This is a genomic window from Devriesea agamarum (genome assembly GCF_900070355.1).
GTDB classification, from domain to species: Bacteria; Actinomycetota; Actinomycetes; order Actinomycetales; family Dermabacteraceae; genus Devriesea; species Devriesea agamarum.
In genome coordinates this window covers 221795-237284 of record NZ_LN849456.1, presented here as the reverse complement: position 1 = coordinate 237284, position 15490 = coordinate 221795, and the positions used below count along the sequence as shown (strand labels likewise).

Here is a 15490-nt window from a genome sequence, read left to right as displayed (position 1 = left end):
ACGAGATACGGGGTGCTGACAGGTCCTCGCCCACGATTATGGTCTCTTTACAGGGAGCTCATCCGAAGCGTCCACCCGCGGATGGCATTGTGTTCGCTTCCAGGCCCAGATGCTCCCAACTTAAGGGGGTTGCGATGCGTCCCCGTGGGGTTCGCCCGAGCAGACCTTCCCGCACCAGGAATGGTTCGACAACAGTCTCCACGGTCTCTGTTTCTTCACCGACGGCGACCGCAAGCGTCGACAATCCCACGGGGCCGCCCCCGAAACGGGTGCACAGAGCCGTCAACACCGCGCGGTCCAGCCGGTCCAAACCTTTGGCATCGACCTCGTAGAGAGCTAAGGCCGCCTGCGCCGCGGGAAGGTCGATGACCCCATCGCCGTGCACCTGGGCGTAGTCACGTACCCGCCGGATCAAACGATTGGCAATACGAGGGGTTCCCCGGCACCGCCCCGCAATTTCCACAGCAGCGTCCGCAGTCATCTCAATATCGAGCTGCTGCGCAGAACGATGCAGGACCCGGCACAGCTCCTGCGGCGCGTAGTAGTCAAGGTGAGCAGTGAATCCAAACCGGTCACGCAGCGGCGCCGGCAATAATCCCGCACGCGTCGTCGCCCCGACCGCGGTAAAAGGTGGCAATTCCAGGGGGATGGCGGTGGCACCGACTCCTTTGCCTACCACTACGTCCACGCGGAAATCCTCCATTGCCATGTACAGCATTTCTTCAACGGGCCGGGCGAGCCGATGAATTTCGTCAATGAAGAGAATTTCCCCCTCTTCCAGGGAGGAAAGGATCGCCGCGAGATCTCCTGCATGCTGAACAGCGGGCCCCGAGGTAATGCGCAGCGCACTGCCAAGCTCAGCCGCGATGATCATGGCCAGCGTTGTTTTCCCCAGTCCTGGCGGGCCAGACAGCAGCACATGCTCGGGAGCCCTCCCTCGCGCCCGAGCCGCGTTGAGAACAAGGGATAGCTGGTCGCGAACAGTCTGTTGGCCAACGAATTCTGTGAGCCGGCGCGGGCGCAGCGCTGCTTCGGCAGACCGCTCTAGGGCTCCCGCATTTTCTCCTACGACACGCTCCGCAGGGGAACCTGCCATATCAGCCGCATCATCCCGGCCCTGCATCAAACGCGGATTGTCTGGCTGTTCCTCACGGTCCGGGTCCAGCTGGGTCATCATCGCCGGCCCCCGAGTTCACGCAAGGACTCGCGCAACACCGTGGCATTACTGGGCTTTGCTGACGGATCAATGTCGCGAAGCTTTGCCCTCGCCTTGTCAACTGCTTTGGATGCCGCCGCATCCGGCCATCCGAGTCCCACCAAAGCCAGAACCACATCATCGATCCGACCCTGGTTGGCGTCGGCTGCTGCGTCGACATTGGCGGACGCCTCTACGGATTCCTCGGGGTCACTGAGAACCGGAAGTTTTCCGCGCAGTTCCAGGATCATGCGGCTGGCTACCTTCGGCCCGATCCCGGGCGTACGGCTAATAGCTTTGACGTCCTCCGTGGCCACAGCCCTGCGTATCCCATCGGGGCCGAGCACCGCCAGCGCTGCCAACGCGATTCGAGGGCCAATACCGGATACGGACTGCACCGTACGAAAAACATCGACCTCGTCCGGGGTGGCAAATCCAAAAAGGGTTAACGAGTCCTCCCGGACTACCAGTTCAGTGTGCAGGGTGAGCGTATTTCCATGGCGTGCCGACGCGAGTGTGCCCGGGGTGGTTCTCACCGAGAAACCGACGCCTCCGATATCGAGTACGAGATTGTCGAGCCCGATTGACGTCACCGTTCCGGTCAGAGTTGAGATCACAAGGTCTCCTTGGTGTCAGAGCGAGTCGGGCAGAGCAAGGGTGTCAACGCCACCTACAGCGATGAGTCCACACAGCAATGCGACCCGTCCGGCAGTAAGCCAGCAGTAAGTACGACATAACAATGCGGCAATATCACAAACGCGACAGGCGCGCCCGGCACCTCTCACAAGCATAGAACATGTGTACGAATAGGCCGCTCATGCCCGTCCGAAGACCATCGTCACCGCGCAAGGCAGGCCAGCGCAGGGCAGGGCCGGGCAGACGAGCATCACCACACAGAAGTGCCCGCCGTTTTTGCTCGACGAGCTTTCCGCTCCGCCTCGGCCCACTGCGCTTGAGCCGAGGTGCGGGCAGCGCCGGACCGGTCCTTGCGGACTGGGCCCGGACCGCGCCACAGATGAGTCAGCGCGATAGCTAATGCATCCGCCGCATCGGCAGGTTTCGGCGCAGCGGGGAGCCCAAGCAGGCGCACGAGCGCCGTCTGCACCTGGGCTTTCCCCGCGCGGCCATCACCGGTCACGGCCAGTTTCACCTCACTGGGGGTGTGCATAGCCACCGGAATACCGCGTTCGGCCGCGAGCAAAAGGGCGATGCCAGAAACCTGGGCCGTGCCCATAATCGTGGAGACTTCGCCGCGGGAAAACACCCGCTCCACCGCGACCGCATCCGGGGCGTACCGCTCAATAATCTCGGTGAGTCCCCGAGAAACCACGAGCAACCGCTGATCGATGGAATCGGTCGATGGCGACCGCACAACTCCGACGTCGACGAGACGGGCGCTCCGCCCGGTTCCAGCGTCTATGACACCGAAACCGCACCGGGTAAGACCCGGATCAATTCCGAGCACCCGCATCCGAGGTCAGTCCTCGCCGAGCTGGGCAGCAACGTCCTCTGGGATGTCGAGGTTGGAGTACACGTTCTGCACGTCGTCGCTGTCTTCCAACGCCTCCAGCAAACGCAGGACTTTTCGAGCACCGTCCAGATCGACCTCGACTTTCATCGACGGAACGAACTGAACCTCAGCTGCGTCATAGTCAATTCCCGCGTCCGTCAGCGAGGTGCGAACCGCAACCACGTCGGTCGGCTCAGAAAGAATCTCGAAGGTGTCGCCTTCATCGCTGATCTCTTCGGCGCCGGCATCGAGCACGACTTCAAGCAGGTCGTCTTCGCTGCGCCCTTCCTTTGGAAGTGTGACCACGCCCTTGCGGTGGAAGAGGTAGGACACCGAGCCAGATTCGGCCATGGAGCCGCCGTTGCGGGAAAACGCTACTCGCACTTCACTGACTGCACGATTTTTGTTGTCGGTGAGGCATTCGACGAGGACCGCGACGCCACCGGGAGCATAGCCTTCGTACATCAGGGTTTGATAGTCGACGCCGCCACCGTCTAAACCGCCGCCACGTTTGACAGCACGGTCGATATTGTCGTTAGGCACCGACATTTTCTTGGCTTTTTGGATGGCGTCAAACAGGGTGGGGTTCCCTGCCGGATCCGGTCCACCCGTCCTTGCCGCAACCTCGATGTTCTTAATGAGCTTGGCGAATAGCTTGCCGCGTTTGGCGTCGATCGCAGCTTTTTTATGCTTGGTCGTCGCCCACTTGGAGTGACCCGACATGTGTCTCCTCGATTGGTGGCTCAGATACGGGATCGGCCCTACGTCCGGGTCCCGGGTCACGCCCGGGAGCGGGCGGACACGCCTCACCATTGTAATGTGCCCGCCCCCGGCCTCTCTCCGAAACGTCCACAACAGGCAAAATCACCGCACTGAGTAAGCGGCGGGCACAGGTGATCTGATGAAGAAGGTCTCGCTCGATTTTCTTCATAGATTTTCGCTGCGGGGTGAGCGGCAACTCTTCGACAAGTCTTTTACGGTGATCGGCAAGCGCCACGGCAGCATATTGAAAGTCACGCATTGCCAGCTTCGCTACGATTCCCCCGCGCTCAGCAGCTACCCGCCTCGCTCGAGATCGTGCACGATGGGACCTAAGCATAGAAACCTCATCGGGGCTAAACCATCCAGCTCTCCCATAGTGGGAAAGATATCGGTCAATAATGGTCCGCTCTCGCCACCGGACCCAAATGACTATCCCACCCATCAGTAAAATTTTAGAGGTTATCATTAAGATAAGCCAGACGGAGGCAAAGCCGGTCCCGCTATGTAAATTTTTAGCAATCAACACTGGTACATAAGTGGAACCATTCCATTGTGCATGGAGCGCCACCGCCACACTTAATCCCCCAAGCCCCCAGCATAGACATAAAGGAATAGAGCGCCGCGCCCCCGCCAAACCTAATGCAAGACCGGTTATCCCCGTATATACCGAGTGACCAAAGGGGGTGAGACTACGTGCCACAAACACTTCCCAAAAATCGGCAGCATCACCTGTCGCCTGCGCAGCCACCAGGGGTTTCACGAAATACACAACGTCTTCGCTGTAAGAAAAGCCCACCCCTATCAAGGCTCCACAAATAAGGCCAACCCTGGCTCCGCTAATGAACTTGCGCCCTAACAGTAAAGGTATAACTAATCCGGCAGCCTTGAAAATTTCCTCTTGAATCGGTGCTTGTAAAACCGAATAGGATGACGAAAGACCTAAACTTCCTGCCACGGGCCTCATTTTGGCGTCCAGTCCCGTCACGACCATAAAGGCGATTATCAGCATGGGACAGCTCAGACCCCAGCTAAGAGCGAAAAACTTCGAGGCATTAGGTACCGGAATCAAATAATCTATCCAGTATATTACGAGTAGCACAAAGGCGAAGGGAAACGCGGCTGCAGCAGCCGCTGCCATTGCGACCCCTAATCCTGCCTCGGACGCAAGCTGGAGCACCGTGACGATCCAAGCGAATATAAAAAATCCCAGAGAAAGTATCCATCGCACAAGGACAGAGGATGGGTTCGCTTTCGAGATTTTTTGGGCTATACGAAAAATAACAGTGCGCTTAGAGGGTTCCTCAGAATTCTTCTCAACCTCAGGCCGACGAGCTGTGGTCTCGCCTGGACGACCGTAGGTATAGTCGTATCGAGTATTCGTCGGTGTGACCATGCGATCACCCCTTTCGCAGCGGCACCTCCTCTCAGTCCTTCGCGCAGTTGAGCGTGATAGTGAGAGGCCCGGTTTATGACATGAGACGTTGGCATCGTAACAACCATCTACGGCATAGCGGGCTCCAGGATTCTAATCCGGCGATGTCCGATACGGTTCCTTATAGATGCCAAAGTGCCCGTCAGCACTCGATCATGATCACCGGTAAGCGCGCCAGCCGTCGCGGCGATCGATGAAGTCATCAAAGTTTACGGTGAATGGCATCCCGCCCCATTCTCGAGACCCGCTCAAACAACGCCCAGTTCCTACCCCAACCCGTGGCGTACCCTGCGCACATGTCAAAAGCGAGTGATTGACCATGCGCCTGAGAACGTGAACATCCCACGCTGCGCGCCGAGCCCGGCGAAATATTTCTTCCTCGCTGTCAGTGTGTTCTACCAACCAGCGTAGGTCCGAGCTCAAGGCACTCTCTAGGTCCTCACGGTGCCGCAACTGCTCGGCTTGCATGGACTGGCATCTTGCGGCCAGCAGATTCGACTCGGCCCTTCCTACAGAGCTTATAGGCGATATCCCCGTCGGGATGGGCCACGCCAGGCGAGCAGATAATTCGGCGCGGCGTATAACGGCCAGCAGTCTGTCCTCATCGCTTGGCGTTGTGGGAACCAGAATCTCTTTGGTCGCTATCTGCCGAGCCCATGCGCCGATAATCTCGGCCCTTTTCACCACAGCTTGTGTGAACTGCCCCCACAAGCCAGGCGGGTACCACGCCGACTCCACAACGAGGTGGTACACGCTCTCAACGCAATCCGTTACTGCATCCCACCGGTACGCCTCAGCTGCTTGTCGCCTAGCCTCTCGCGCCGCAGATCTCTCCTCGGCAGAGCGGGCATGCTCTTCACGCAGGGCACTGGCCACCGCTAAAGCAAGCGCCTGCGCATCCCCAACCGGCACCATCACGCTGTCTGTGTGCTCCCCCAGCACATCGACAAAAGCGTCCAAGGCACTCGCCACCACGCGGGCGCCGTGCGCTAGAGCTTCTACGATCACAATTCCGAAACTCTCGCCACCGGTATGCGGAGCGACCAGCAGATCGACCGAGGAAAGCAAGGCGTATTTATCTGGTTCATTCAGACGGCCTAACACCTCCACCGTGCCCGCAAACTCGCGGCGGTGCCGGCGCTGGAACTTCTCGTGGCCCTCACCAGCCACCAAAACCCGAACGCCAGGTACCAGATGTCGAAGAGCTGGTAGCGCAGTGAGCAAAACGTTCAATCCTTTACGCGGCTCATCCATTCTGCCTAAAACAGCAATGGTTGGACGGTCGGGTGTACCCTGCCACTCGGATCGACTACGACTAAGTTGCCGTGGTTTTCCATCGACACTGACCTGCACCTGGGGAATCGACACACCATTTGGCACCACAATTGGATCACCTCCCAGGTGCTCCACCACCGTGCGACGACTCTCAGCAGACACAGCGATACCCGCAGCAAGGCGACGATACGTTCCGCCTAACAAACTGTACGTGCCGCGTAGCAGGCGGGAGTCGCGTAAGGCCGTGTGGAACGTGGCGATGACCGGCGCCGTACTGTCCTGCAGCGCGATCAAGGACAGGCTCGGAGTGGAGGGCTCGTGCACGTGGACGATGTCAAACTTGCCCGCCTCCAGCCATTGTCGTGCTAACCGTCGGGTCCTGGGGCCGAAGTTGATGCGCGCAATCGATCCATTAAACGGCACGCCCACCGCCCGCCCTGCGGAGGTCACGAGCTCCTGATCGACAGGCTTGGTCGCAGGCGCGAGCACATTGGGAACGTGGCCTCGTGCACGCAGGTGCTCGGCGAGATCGAGAACATGGCGTTGCACACCGCCGGGGACATCGAGGGAATACGGGCACACGAGACCAACTCGCAGCGCACGAGAACCAGTGTGACTCACCGTGTAGTCATCCGCTCTGCCAGCCGGGCATCGTGGACCGGAACCAGAAGATGCCAATCTGTGGGGTGGGTCCTCACATGCCGTTCCGCGCGCCGAGCAAGTTCCCTGGTCAGAGCCTGCACCCGAGTGCGAGGTACACGGCCCCGACTCTCCGAGCCGGCATCATTGCCACACTCATCACGGCGCTCAGAATTAGATTTGCCTCCATTGTGATCACAGCTATCACCGTCAATGCGCTCATCGACCTCAGCGAATTCAATCAGAGCACACCAGCGACGACGTAACCGGTAGCGTCCGCTCAGAGTTTTTGTGGCGTAGGGGGCACTGAAGCTCGAAATACCCGCAAACACCAATGCCGCACCCGCGGCAATCGTAAGGGCGGCTGGCCCAGGCGCCATCCGGGTGTACCCACCCATATACGGGGTCTCTATGCCATCTCCTGTGAGATCACGGTCAAACAGTAAACACACGGCCCGTATTCGCCCGGGTTCTCCCACAAGTAAACGGACAATCCGAAACCCGTGATCAAGACCGACGATGTGCACTCCGTGCCGAGCCCGGTGTCTGACAAAGGCATCGAATAGCTCCGGGGGCGATAAGCGTTCGGCGACGGCACTCACCGGGGTTAGAAAATGTCCTGCCCATGCCGCGGCAACATCCCAGTTCCCCACGTGTCCGAGTGCAAAGATCACCGGTTTTTGCTCGGCGAGCGCACGATGACATACGGCAATACCGCGCGTGCGAACGCGGTCTCGAAACTCTGCCGGGGTCCAGGCATCCAGGCGGAAAAGATCCGCGTAATACCGCATATGAGCGCGCAAGCCGTCCCGAACCCAGCGCACAATCATTCCTTCATGAGCATTGGGCCATGCCGCCTGGAGATTAGCGCGATAAGTTCGCACTTTATCCGGCGTGAGCAATGGCATGAGATCTGCGGCCCGATGGGATAGCGCATAGACCACGGGTTCAGGCAGGTGCGGCGCGATGCGCCAGGCCGCGCGCATCCCTAAAGCTGCCAGCTGGTTTTTATCTAGCGCACAGCTACCGCTCACGCTGCGGTCCCGTCGCCGCCGGATCGTATCTCGCCAGCTCACGCGCTCTCGACCGGGAACCTGCACTTCACAAAGCGTCCGTCGCAGAATGCCGCTGCCGCGCGACGATCGCAATGCGCTGTGCAACCGTCCAGGCCGACGCCGCAACCAGCACAATCAGCGCCACCAGAAGAGGCCAAGCCCCCCACCACGCGCCGAACAGTCCGGTCAGCCAGGTGCCGAGCAGAACCACGGCCAGGCGATCCGCCCGTTCCATCAACCCACCTTCGCAGGTAAAGCCGAGGGATTGTGCCCGGGCTTTGGCATAGCTCGTGACCATACCGGCCACCAGGGCGATTAAGGCGAGTACGCCAATGGCGACCTCAACCAGCCCAGAAGGCTCAGCTAGCACGAGGAAGTGCAGGCAGAGAGAACCAAAGACCGCCGCATCTCCGATACGATCCAGCGTGGAATCGAGAAAAGCTCCCCACGAACTACTCGTCCCCGTTAAACGAGCGATTAGACCATCAATGCTGTCGATCAACGCACACGCAGCCACAACCAAAGGACCCACCACAAAGTAACCGGGGATCAGCAGGCCTAGTGCCGCGCTCACCGTGAGAATTGTACCGACCCAGGTCATCGCATCTGGCCCCACCCCGAGCCGGGCTAGTGTTCGTGCAACCGGGCCAAATGCATGGCTAATAACCTCACGTGGCTTACGAGCACCGAGCATTAACCCCACGCCTTCGCAAACGCGTCGCGTGTGTCAGACAGCAGAATCGGAAGCGCTTTAGTGCGCGCCACGATGGGTAGGAAGTTCGCATCACCGAGCCAGCGCGGTACCACGTGCTGGTGCAGATGCGCAGCAATTCCCGCTCCCGCGACCGCCCCTTGGTTCATGCCGATGTTAAAACCAGCGGGGTTGGAGACGGCGCGTACCACCCGCATGGAGGTGCGGGTCAGATCCGCAACTTCGGCGGTTTCTTCCTCGGTTAAGTCCGTGTAGTCAGCCACGTGCCGATACGGACACACCAAAAGGTGCCCTGAGTTATAGGGAAACAGGTTGAGCAGAACAAACGCTACATTTCCGCGGTGCACGATGAGTGCGTCCTCGTCGCTCTTTCCCGGTGCCCTGCAAAACGGGCACTGATCGCCGGGTTGTGCATCGGCAGGCTTGGACTCCCCTTGGATGTAAGCCATCCGGTGGGGAGTCCAGAGCCGTTCAAACCCGTCGGGTTCGCCGGGGTGCGATGCCGCATCGTCCCACTGGGGTTCGCCTCCTGCGGCATCGTCTCCCGGTTGTTCGTCCTGCGCCAGCGTGTTCACACTTGCGCCCTGGTTTGGATCGCATGGACGATGCGTTCAACTGCCTCGTCCACCGGGATGCCGTTGTCCTGGCTTCCATCGCGCATACGGAAGGACACCGCTCCCTTATCGCGGTCTTCCCCTCCGGCAATCAAAAGGTAAGGCACCTTGTCCTTGGTGTGGGTGCGGATCTTCTTTTGCATCCGGTCATCGGAAGCATCGACCTCAACCCGAACGCCTCGCGCTCGCAGCTTCTGCGCAACCTGTTCGAGGTAGGGCACATATTCAGCGGCCACGGGAATTCCGACCACCTGCACCGGCGCCAGCCAGACCGGGAACGCGCCAGCATAGTGCTCAACCAGCACGCCGAAGAACCGTTCAATCGAACCGAACAGGGCACGATGGATCATAACCGGACGCTGACGGGTCCCGTCCGCTGCGGTGTACTCCAAGTCGAACCGTTCGGGCAGGTTGAAATCCAACTGAATGGTGGACATCTGCCAGGTCCGACCAATCGCATCTTTGGCCTGCACGGAGATCTTCGGACCGTAGAAGGCCGCACCGCCCGGATCGGGCACAAGATCTAGCCCGGAAGCCGTTGCGACCTCTTCCAGTGTGCGGGTCGCTTCCTCCCACACGTCGTCGTCGCCGATGAACTTTTCCGGATTCTTGGTCGACAATTCGAGGTAGAAGTCGTCCAGCCCGTAGTCCTTAAGCAGGTCGAGCACAAAGGTGAGCAGAGTCGAGAGCTCATCGCGCATCTGGTCGCGCGTGCAATAAATATGGGCGTCGTCCTGGGTGAAGCCGCGCGCCCTGGTCAAACCGTGCACCACCCCAGACTTTTCGTTGCGGTAAACCGCACCGAATTCAAACAGCCGCAGCGGCAACTCACGGTAAGAACGGCTGCGCGAGCGGAACACCAGATTGTGCATCGGGCAGTTCATGGGCTTGAGGTAGTAATCCTGCCCCTGCTTCGTGACGTTGCCGTCGGCATCGCGTTCTTCATCCATCTGCATGGGCGGATACATTCCATCGCGATACCAATCCAGATGCCCGGAGGTCTCAAACAGCTGCCCCTTGGTGATATGAGGCGTATACACGAAGGAGTAGCCCGACTCGACATGCCGTTTACGGGAGTAGTTCTCCATCTCCATCCGGATCATCGCACCCTTGGGATGGAAAACCGACAGACCGGAACCGATTTCGTCGGGGAATGAGAACAGATCCAACTCATTGCCGAGCCGCCGATGGTCACGCCGTTCAGCTTCAGCAATGCGCTGCTGATAAGCCTTCAAATCGTCTTTACTCGCCCACGCCGTGCCGTAAATGCGCTGCAGCATCGGGTTTTTTTCGCTGCCACGCCAATAAGCCGCAGCAGAGCGAGTCAGAGCAAACCCGTTGCCGATCAGCTTCGTCGACGGCAGGTGCGGTCCCCGACACAAATCGGTCCACACCACCTCGCCGCCGCGGCGCACATTGTCATACATGGTCAGGCCACCCTCGCCGACCTCGACGCTGGCACCATCGGCATCCGACGCCGAGGACTTCAGCCCGATTAGCTCCAGCTTGTAGGGCTCATCGCGTTCTTCCTCACGCGCCTGCTCATCGGTAACCTCACGCCGCGCAAAGCTCTGCCCCTCCCGAATGATCCTGGCCATCGCTTTTTCCAGGACTTTGAGATCATCAGGCGTAAACGGCTTCTCAACATCAAAGTCGTAATAGAAACCATCGGTGATGGGCGGGCCGATACCGAGTTTGGCATCGGGGTTGATCTGCTGAACAGCCTGGGCCAACACGTGGGCGGCTGAATGCCGAAGAATGCTCAGACCGTCGTCACTGGTGATAGCAACGCTGTCAACGACCTGACCGTCCGCCAGCTGCGTGTCGAGATCGCGAAGTTCACCATCAATCCGTAGCGCCACGATTTCTTTACGCCCGGTGAAAAGGTCCGTACCGGTGGTGCCCTCCTCGATCTGGTGCAAACGTCCATCGAGGGTAATGTTCAGCGCGGGCACTGTGATCTCCTTGTGCGTTGGGGTGAACCGACCTACCGTGCCGGTTCTGGTCACCATGGTAACCGGGGGAACCGACACTGAATTCGCCCCCACCGCCACCCGCTCAGCTAGCCTTTGCTTTTCTTCGCACCCCCGTGAGCCTTCCCTCGAGTTTTCTCGAGGGCGGATGCCACATCGTCGACGTAAATGTAGTCGTCGCGATCAGGCCGTTCATATCCCTTTTCTGCGGGGCGCGGCGGAATATCAATGCTGGGCTGCTCAACCCAGGTCCACGGAATCCGGGTGAGGATGTCATGGATCACGTTGATCCGAGAGCGTTTCTTGTCTTCGCTCTCGACCGTATACCACCGGGCCCACGGGGTGTCCGTCGCCGCGAACATTGCATCCTTAGCTCGCGAATAGTCTTCCCATCTGCTGATGGACTGTACGTCCATGGGTGAGAGTTTCCAGCGTCGCATAGGGTCCTGCGCCCGTGAGCGAAAGCGCGCTTCCTGTTCCTCATCGGACACCGAGAACCAGTACTTCAGAACCCGGATACCGTCTTCGACCAGCATCCGTTCAAAGTCTGGAGCCTGTCGCAAGAAGCGGTGGTACTGGGCATCGGTGCAAAATCCCATGACGCGTTCGACCCCGGCGCGGTTATACCAGGAGCGATCGAAGATCACGATCTCCCCCGCTGCGGGCAAATGTTGAACGTACCGCTGGAAATACCACTGGGTTGTTTCCCGCTCGGTTGGGGCGGGCAACGCAACGATCCGGCAGTGGCGTGGGTTCAGATACTGGGTGATGCGCTTGATCGCGGACCCCTTGCCTGCGGCATCACGTCCCTCGAAAATCAGGCAGATGCGTTCACCTTTTTCGATCACCCACTGCTGCATTGCGACCAGTTCGGCTTGGAGGCGTTCGAGTTCTTTCTCGTAGCGCACTTTGTCGAGTTTTGCCGGTCTACCGATCTTGAGTTCATTGTCATGACTGGACATATGCACATGCTAGGTCGCCGCGGCGCTCGCGGGTCCTAAAATCGCATATAGGTACATCGCCTATGGGTATACGGACGCACAAGGATGCCAAAAGGGGACGCAGACACCCGCCGATCGAGGCATTGACAGCGATCAAGGTATCGATGGCATCGATCAACGAAATTGCGCGAAGGCTGCCTGCAGTGGCGGCATCGACTCAGTCGTGAGGTGCGATCATCATTGGCATATACAACAAACCCCCACACCAGTACAGTGCAGGGGTTTTCATGGTGGGCGATACTGGGATCGAACCAGTGACCTCTTCCGTGTCAGGGAAGCGCGCTACCGCTGCGCCAATCGCCCGGGATGTTGCACCCGGTCACACGCTTGCTTCCAGGTTTGCGAGGTGGGTACGGGATTCGAACCCGTGTACACGGCTTTGCAGGCCGTTGCCTCGCCTCTCGGCCAACCCACCGTGTGAGACAAGCTTGCGCTTCCTCTCAGAGCGGACGACGGGACTCGAACCCGCGACCCTCACCTTGGCAAGGTGATGCTCTACCAACTGAGCCACGTCCGCATATTGCTTACCTTACCGAGATTTTCACCCGACTTCTTCAGTCGAACCGATTTCCTCGGTGGCTTGCGTCAGTAGACATTACCCGAGCCCTGCACGCCCTGCAAATCGAAAGACCCCTGTGTGGCACAGCAAACATTGAGGCCACAATCAACCCGCCGAGACGCGGTCGCAGCACCCAAAGCCTAGCCGCAACCCATGACCTAGCCCACAATTAGCCGTCAAGTGCCCAGAACGGTTCGCAGCACCTCTCAGGTGTTGTAACCTTGTCGGGCACCTACGGGCGATTGGCGCAGCGGTAGCGCGCTTCCTTCACACGGAAGAGGTCACTGGTTCGATCCCAGTATCGCCCACCACACAGACTTATCCAGAGCGGCACGACGTGGTTCTCATCTGGCATCTAGTTCTGTTTTGGGCCTAGTTCTGTTTTGGCATGTACCTCAATCCAGCGTCCACCATTGACACCTCGCGGTATCGCTCTGTTTCTACGGCAGATGGTTGGAGCCTCACCGCGCACCTCGCCACAGCGCCCTAACCAGCGCTGATACCACCGAACCGCCCTCTTCCAGCGCAGGGTCGTTACGCTGAGGCCATGCAGATCTGGCCCGGACACTCTTATCCCCTCGGTGCAACCTTCGACGGGAGCGGAACAAATTTTGCCCTCTTCTCGGAAATCGCAGACCGCGTTGACCTGTGCCTGATCGCCGAAGACGGCTCTGAGCAGAGAATTGAAATCACCGAAGTCGACGCCTACGTGTGGCACGTCTACCTGCCATCCGTCCAACCGGGTCAGCGCTACGGATTCCGGGTGCACGGCCCGTACGACCCGTCTGCCGGACACCGCTGCGACCCCTCAAAGCTATTGCTAGACCCTTACGCGAAAGCAATCGTAGGGATGGCATCTGACCACCCGTCGCTGTTCTCCTACGACTTTGAAGACCACACACAGCGCCACGAGGAAGACTCCGCCGCACACACAATGCTGTCTGTTGTCGTCTCACCGTATTTCGACTGGGGAAACGATCATCCCCCGGCCCACGAATACCACGACTCCATCATCTACGAAGCGCACGTCAAAGGCTTAACGATGCGCCATCCCGACATCCCAGAAGACATCCGCGGCACCTATGTGGCCATGGGTCATCCGGTGATGATCGAATACCTCAAAAACCTGGGCATCACCGCTGTCGAACTCATGCCCGTTCACCAGTTCGTTCAAGACGGCCACCTGCTTAAGAAGGGGCTGCGAAATTACTGGGGATACAACACCATCGGTTTCTTCGCCCCGCACAATGAATACGCCTACGGCGGCCAAACAGGCCAACAGGTGCAAGAGTTCAAGCAAATGGTGAAGAACCTTCACGAGGCGGGGATCGAAGTCATTCTCGACGTGGTCTACAACCACACTGCCGAGGGAAACCATCTCGGACCAACCCTATGTTTCCGTGGCATCGACAACGCCGCCTATTACCGACTGGTTGAGGATGACCGCGCCCACTATTACGACACCACCGGCACCGGCAACTCCCTGCTCATGCGGACCCCGCACGTGTTGCAGCTGATCATGGATTCGCTGCGCTATTGGGTGACGGAAATGCACGTCGATGGTTTCCGTTTCGACCTCGCCTCTACGCTGGCGCGCGAGCTACACGAAGTTGATCGCCTCTCCGCCTTTTTCGACATTATCCAGCAAGACCCGATTATTTCTCAGGTCAAACTGATCGCAGAACCCTGGGATCTCGGAGAAGGTGGCTACCAAGTGGGCGGATTCCCGCCTCTGTGGTGCGAATGGAACGGCAAATACCGCGACACCGTGAGGGATTTCCATCGCAGCGAGCCCGGCGCTCTGGCAGATTTCGCCAACCGGATCAGCGGTTCGTCGGACCTTTATCAGCACACCGGGCGCACCCCGGTCGCTTCCATTAATTTCGTGACTGCACACGACGGGTTCACCCTGCACGACCTGGTCTCCTATAACGACCGGCACAACGAAGCGAACGGCGAAGACGGAGCTGACGGCGAAAGCCACAACCGTTCCTGGAACAGCGGCGCAGAAGGCCCTACGGATAATGAGTCCATTAATGAACTGCGCCTGCGTCGACACAAGAATTTCCTGATGACTCTCCTGGCGTCGCAAGGAGTTCCCATGCTGCTCCACGGCGACGAAATTGCTCGCTCACAATCAGGTAATAACAACGCGTACTGCCAAGACAACGAAATCTCCTGGGTGAATTGGGATCTCGACGCCACCGCGCGCGAAATTCTCGACTTCACCCGAGACATGATCCGGCTTCGGCGCACCCACCCCATTTTGCGCCGCCGTCGCTTTTTGCTCGGACAGGTTCGCCCTGGCTCCGGCTCCGACCTTCCCGATGTCGCCTGGTTCTCCACCGACGGACGAGCAATGGAAGAAACCGACTGGACGAACGCCGATTCCAAGTGCGTCACCGTCTTCCTCAACGGTTCATGCATTCCAGAACCCAATGAACGCGGCGAGCGCGTTTTTGATGACTGTGCACTGTTCCTATTCAACGCCTCAGGCGGAGATGTGGAGTTCACCATGCCCCCGGCCGAGTTCGGGGAGGAATGGACCGTGGTCCTCGGCACCGCGGCAACGCATACCGTTGGAGAGCAGATTCAGGCAGGCAGCACGCTGGTTCGGCCCGCCCACAGCGTGCTGTGGCTGGGGCGCTCTCACCGTGGAAGCACCGGCGAAGAGGATTCCGTGACCAGCTCTATTGCCTCTCAGCTTCCCTCCCCCGCTGCCACGGCTTAACAGTTAACCTCTCTTTCCAGCCCTGAACCTAT

12 protein-coding genes and 4 tRNA genes are annotated in these 15490 nt (G+C 59.1%); 2 read left to right on the top strand and 14 right to left on the bottom strand.

Annotated features, from left to right (window positions below):
- Positions 1–58: 58 nt before the first annotated feature.
- The 14 genes from ruvB to BN1724_RS00960 all read right to left on the bottom strand — a co-directional run bounded on the left by ruvB (position 59) and on the right by BN1724_RS00960 (position 12685).
- The gene (ruvB, locus tag BN1724_RS01025; RefSeq protein WP_058235644.1) at positions 59–1096 is read right to left on the bottom strand and encodes a Holliday junction branch migration DNA helicase RuvB; all 1038 of its coding nucleotides are present in this window, start codon (positions 1094–1096) and stop codon (positions 59–61) included.
- Between the two features lie 77 nt (positions 1097–1173).
- Positions 1174–1812, bottom strand: a complete 639-nt coding sequence (gene ruvA / locus BN1724_RS01020) for a Holliday junction branch migration protein RuvA (protein ID WP_058233878.1) — start codon at positions 1810–1812, stop codon at positions 1174–1176.
- 269 nt (positions 1813–2081) lie between these two features.
- Positions 2082–2666: a crossover junction endodeoxyribonuclease RuvC gene (ruvC, locus tag BN1724_RS01015; protein WP_058233877.1), complete on the bottom strand. Its 585-nt coding sequence runs from the start codon at positions 2664–2666 to the stop codon at positions 2082–2084.
- Positions 2667–2672: 6 nt separating this feature from the next.
- Positions 2673–3428, bottom strand: a complete 756-nt coding sequence (locus BN1724_RS01010) for a YebC/PmpR family DNA-binding transcriptional regulator (protein WP_058233876.1) — start codon at positions 3426–3428, stop codon at positions 2673–2675.
- Positions 3391–4860, bottom strand: a complete 1470-nt coding sequence (locus BN1724_RS01005) for a PrsW family intramembrane metalloprotease (RefSeq protein WP_058233875.1) — start codon at positions 4858–4860, stop codon at positions 3391–3393. The genes BN1724_RS01010 and BN1724_RS01005 overlap by 38 nt, the downstream gene beginning before the upstream one ends.
- 198 nt (positions 4861–5058) lie before the next feature.
- A complete protein-coding gene (locus BN1724_RS01000) occupies positions 5059–6795 on the bottom strand; it encodes a glycosyltransferase family 4 protein (protein ID WP_058233874.1) in 1737 nt (578 codons plus the stop codon).
- Positions 6792–7847 carry an LpxL/LpxP family acyltransferase gene (locus tag BN1724_RS00995; RefSeq protein WP_157085702.1) on the bottom strand — a complete coding sequence of 352 codons (1056 nt, stop codon included), beginning with the start codon at positions 7845–7847 and terminating at the stop codon, positions 6792–6794. The genes BN1724_RS01000 and BN1724_RS00995 overlap by 4 nt, the downstream gene beginning before the upstream one ends.
- Positions 7848–7914: 67 nt before the next feature.
- A complete protein-coding gene (pgsA, locus tag BN1724_RS00990; RefSeq protein WP_058233872.1) occupies positions 7915–8562 on the bottom strand; it encodes a phosphatidylinositol phosphate synthase in 648 nt (215 codons plus the stop codon).
- Positions 8562–9146: an HIT family protein gene (locus BN1724_RS00985; protein ID WP_058235643.1), complete on the bottom strand. Its 585-nt coding sequence runs from the start codon at positions 9144–9146 to the stop codon at positions 8562–8564. Before BN1724_RS00985 ends, pgsA begins: the two co-directional genes overlap by 1 nt.
- Positions 9147–9151: 5 nt before the next feature.
- Positions 9152–11149: a threonine--tRNA ligase gene (gene thrS, locus BN1724_RS00980; protein WP_058233871.1), complete on the bottom strand. Its 1998-nt coding sequence runs from the start codon at positions 11147–11149 to the stop codon at positions 9152–9154.
- A 107-nt stretch (positions 11150–11256) separates the two neighbouring features.
- The gene (gene ppk2, locus BN1724_RS00975; RefSeq protein ID WP_058233870.1) at positions 11257–12129 is read right to left on the bottom strand and encodes a polyphosphate kinase 2; all 873 of its coding nucleotides are present in this window, start codon (positions 12127–12129) and stop codon (positions 11257–11259) included.
- 267 nt (positions 12130–12396) lie between these two features.
- Positions 12397–12471: transfer RNA gene (locus BN1724_RS00970), tRNA-Val, on the bottom strand.
- 41 nt (positions 12472–12512) lie between these two features.
- Positions 12513–12583: transfer RNA gene (locus BN1724_RS00965), tRNA-Cys, on the bottom strand.
- A 29-nt stretch (positions 12584–12612) separates the two neighbouring features.
- A tRNA-Gly gene (locus BN1724_RS00960) sits at positions 12613–12685 on the bottom strand.
- Between the two features lie 278 nt (positions 12686–12963).
- On the opposite strand from BN1724_RS00960, the gene BN1724_RS00955 reads away from it, so the two are divergent.
- Positions 12964–13038, top strand: a tRNA-Val gene (locus tag BN1724_RS00955).
- A gap of 236 nt (positions 13039–13274) precedes the next feature.
- Positions 13275–15458: a glycogen debranching protein GlgX gene (gene glgX, locus BN1724_RS00950; RefSeq protein ID WP_058233869.1), complete on the top strand. Its 2184-nt coding sequence runs from the start codon at positions 13275–13277 to the stop codon at positions 15456–15458.
- Positions 15459–15490 lie beyond the last annotated feature (32 nt).

Excerpts from the sequence above, each read along its gene's own strand:
- glgX (WP_058233869.1), top strand. The coding sequence starts at position 13,275 with ATGCAGATCTGGCCCGGACACTCTTATCCCCTCGGTGCAACCTTCGAC.
- ppk2 (WP_058233870.1), bottom strand. The coding sequence starts at position 12,129 with ATGTCCAGTCATGACAATGAACTCAAGATCGGTAGACCGGCAAAACTC.
- pgsA (WP_058233872.1), bottom strand. The coding sequence starts at position 8,562 with ATGCTCGGTGCTCGTAAGCCACGTGAGGTTATTAGCCATGCATTTGGC.
- BN1724_RS01010 (WP_058233876.1), bottom strand. The coding sequence starts at position 3,428 with ATGTCGGGTCACTCCAAGTGGGCGACGACCAAGCATAAAAAAGCTGCG.
- ruvC (WP_058233877.1), bottom strand. The coding sequence starts at position 2,666 with ATGCGGGTGCTCGGAATTGATCCGGGTCTTACCCGGTGCGGTTTCGGT.
- BN1724_RS01005 (WP_058233875.1), bottom strand. The coding sequence starts at position 4,860 with ATGGTCACACCGACGAATACTCGATACGACTATACCTACGGTCGTCCA.
- ruvB (WP_058235644.1), bottom strand. The coding sequence starts at position 1,096 with ATGGCAGGTTCCCCTGCGGAGCGTGTCGTAGGAGAAAATGCGGGAGCC.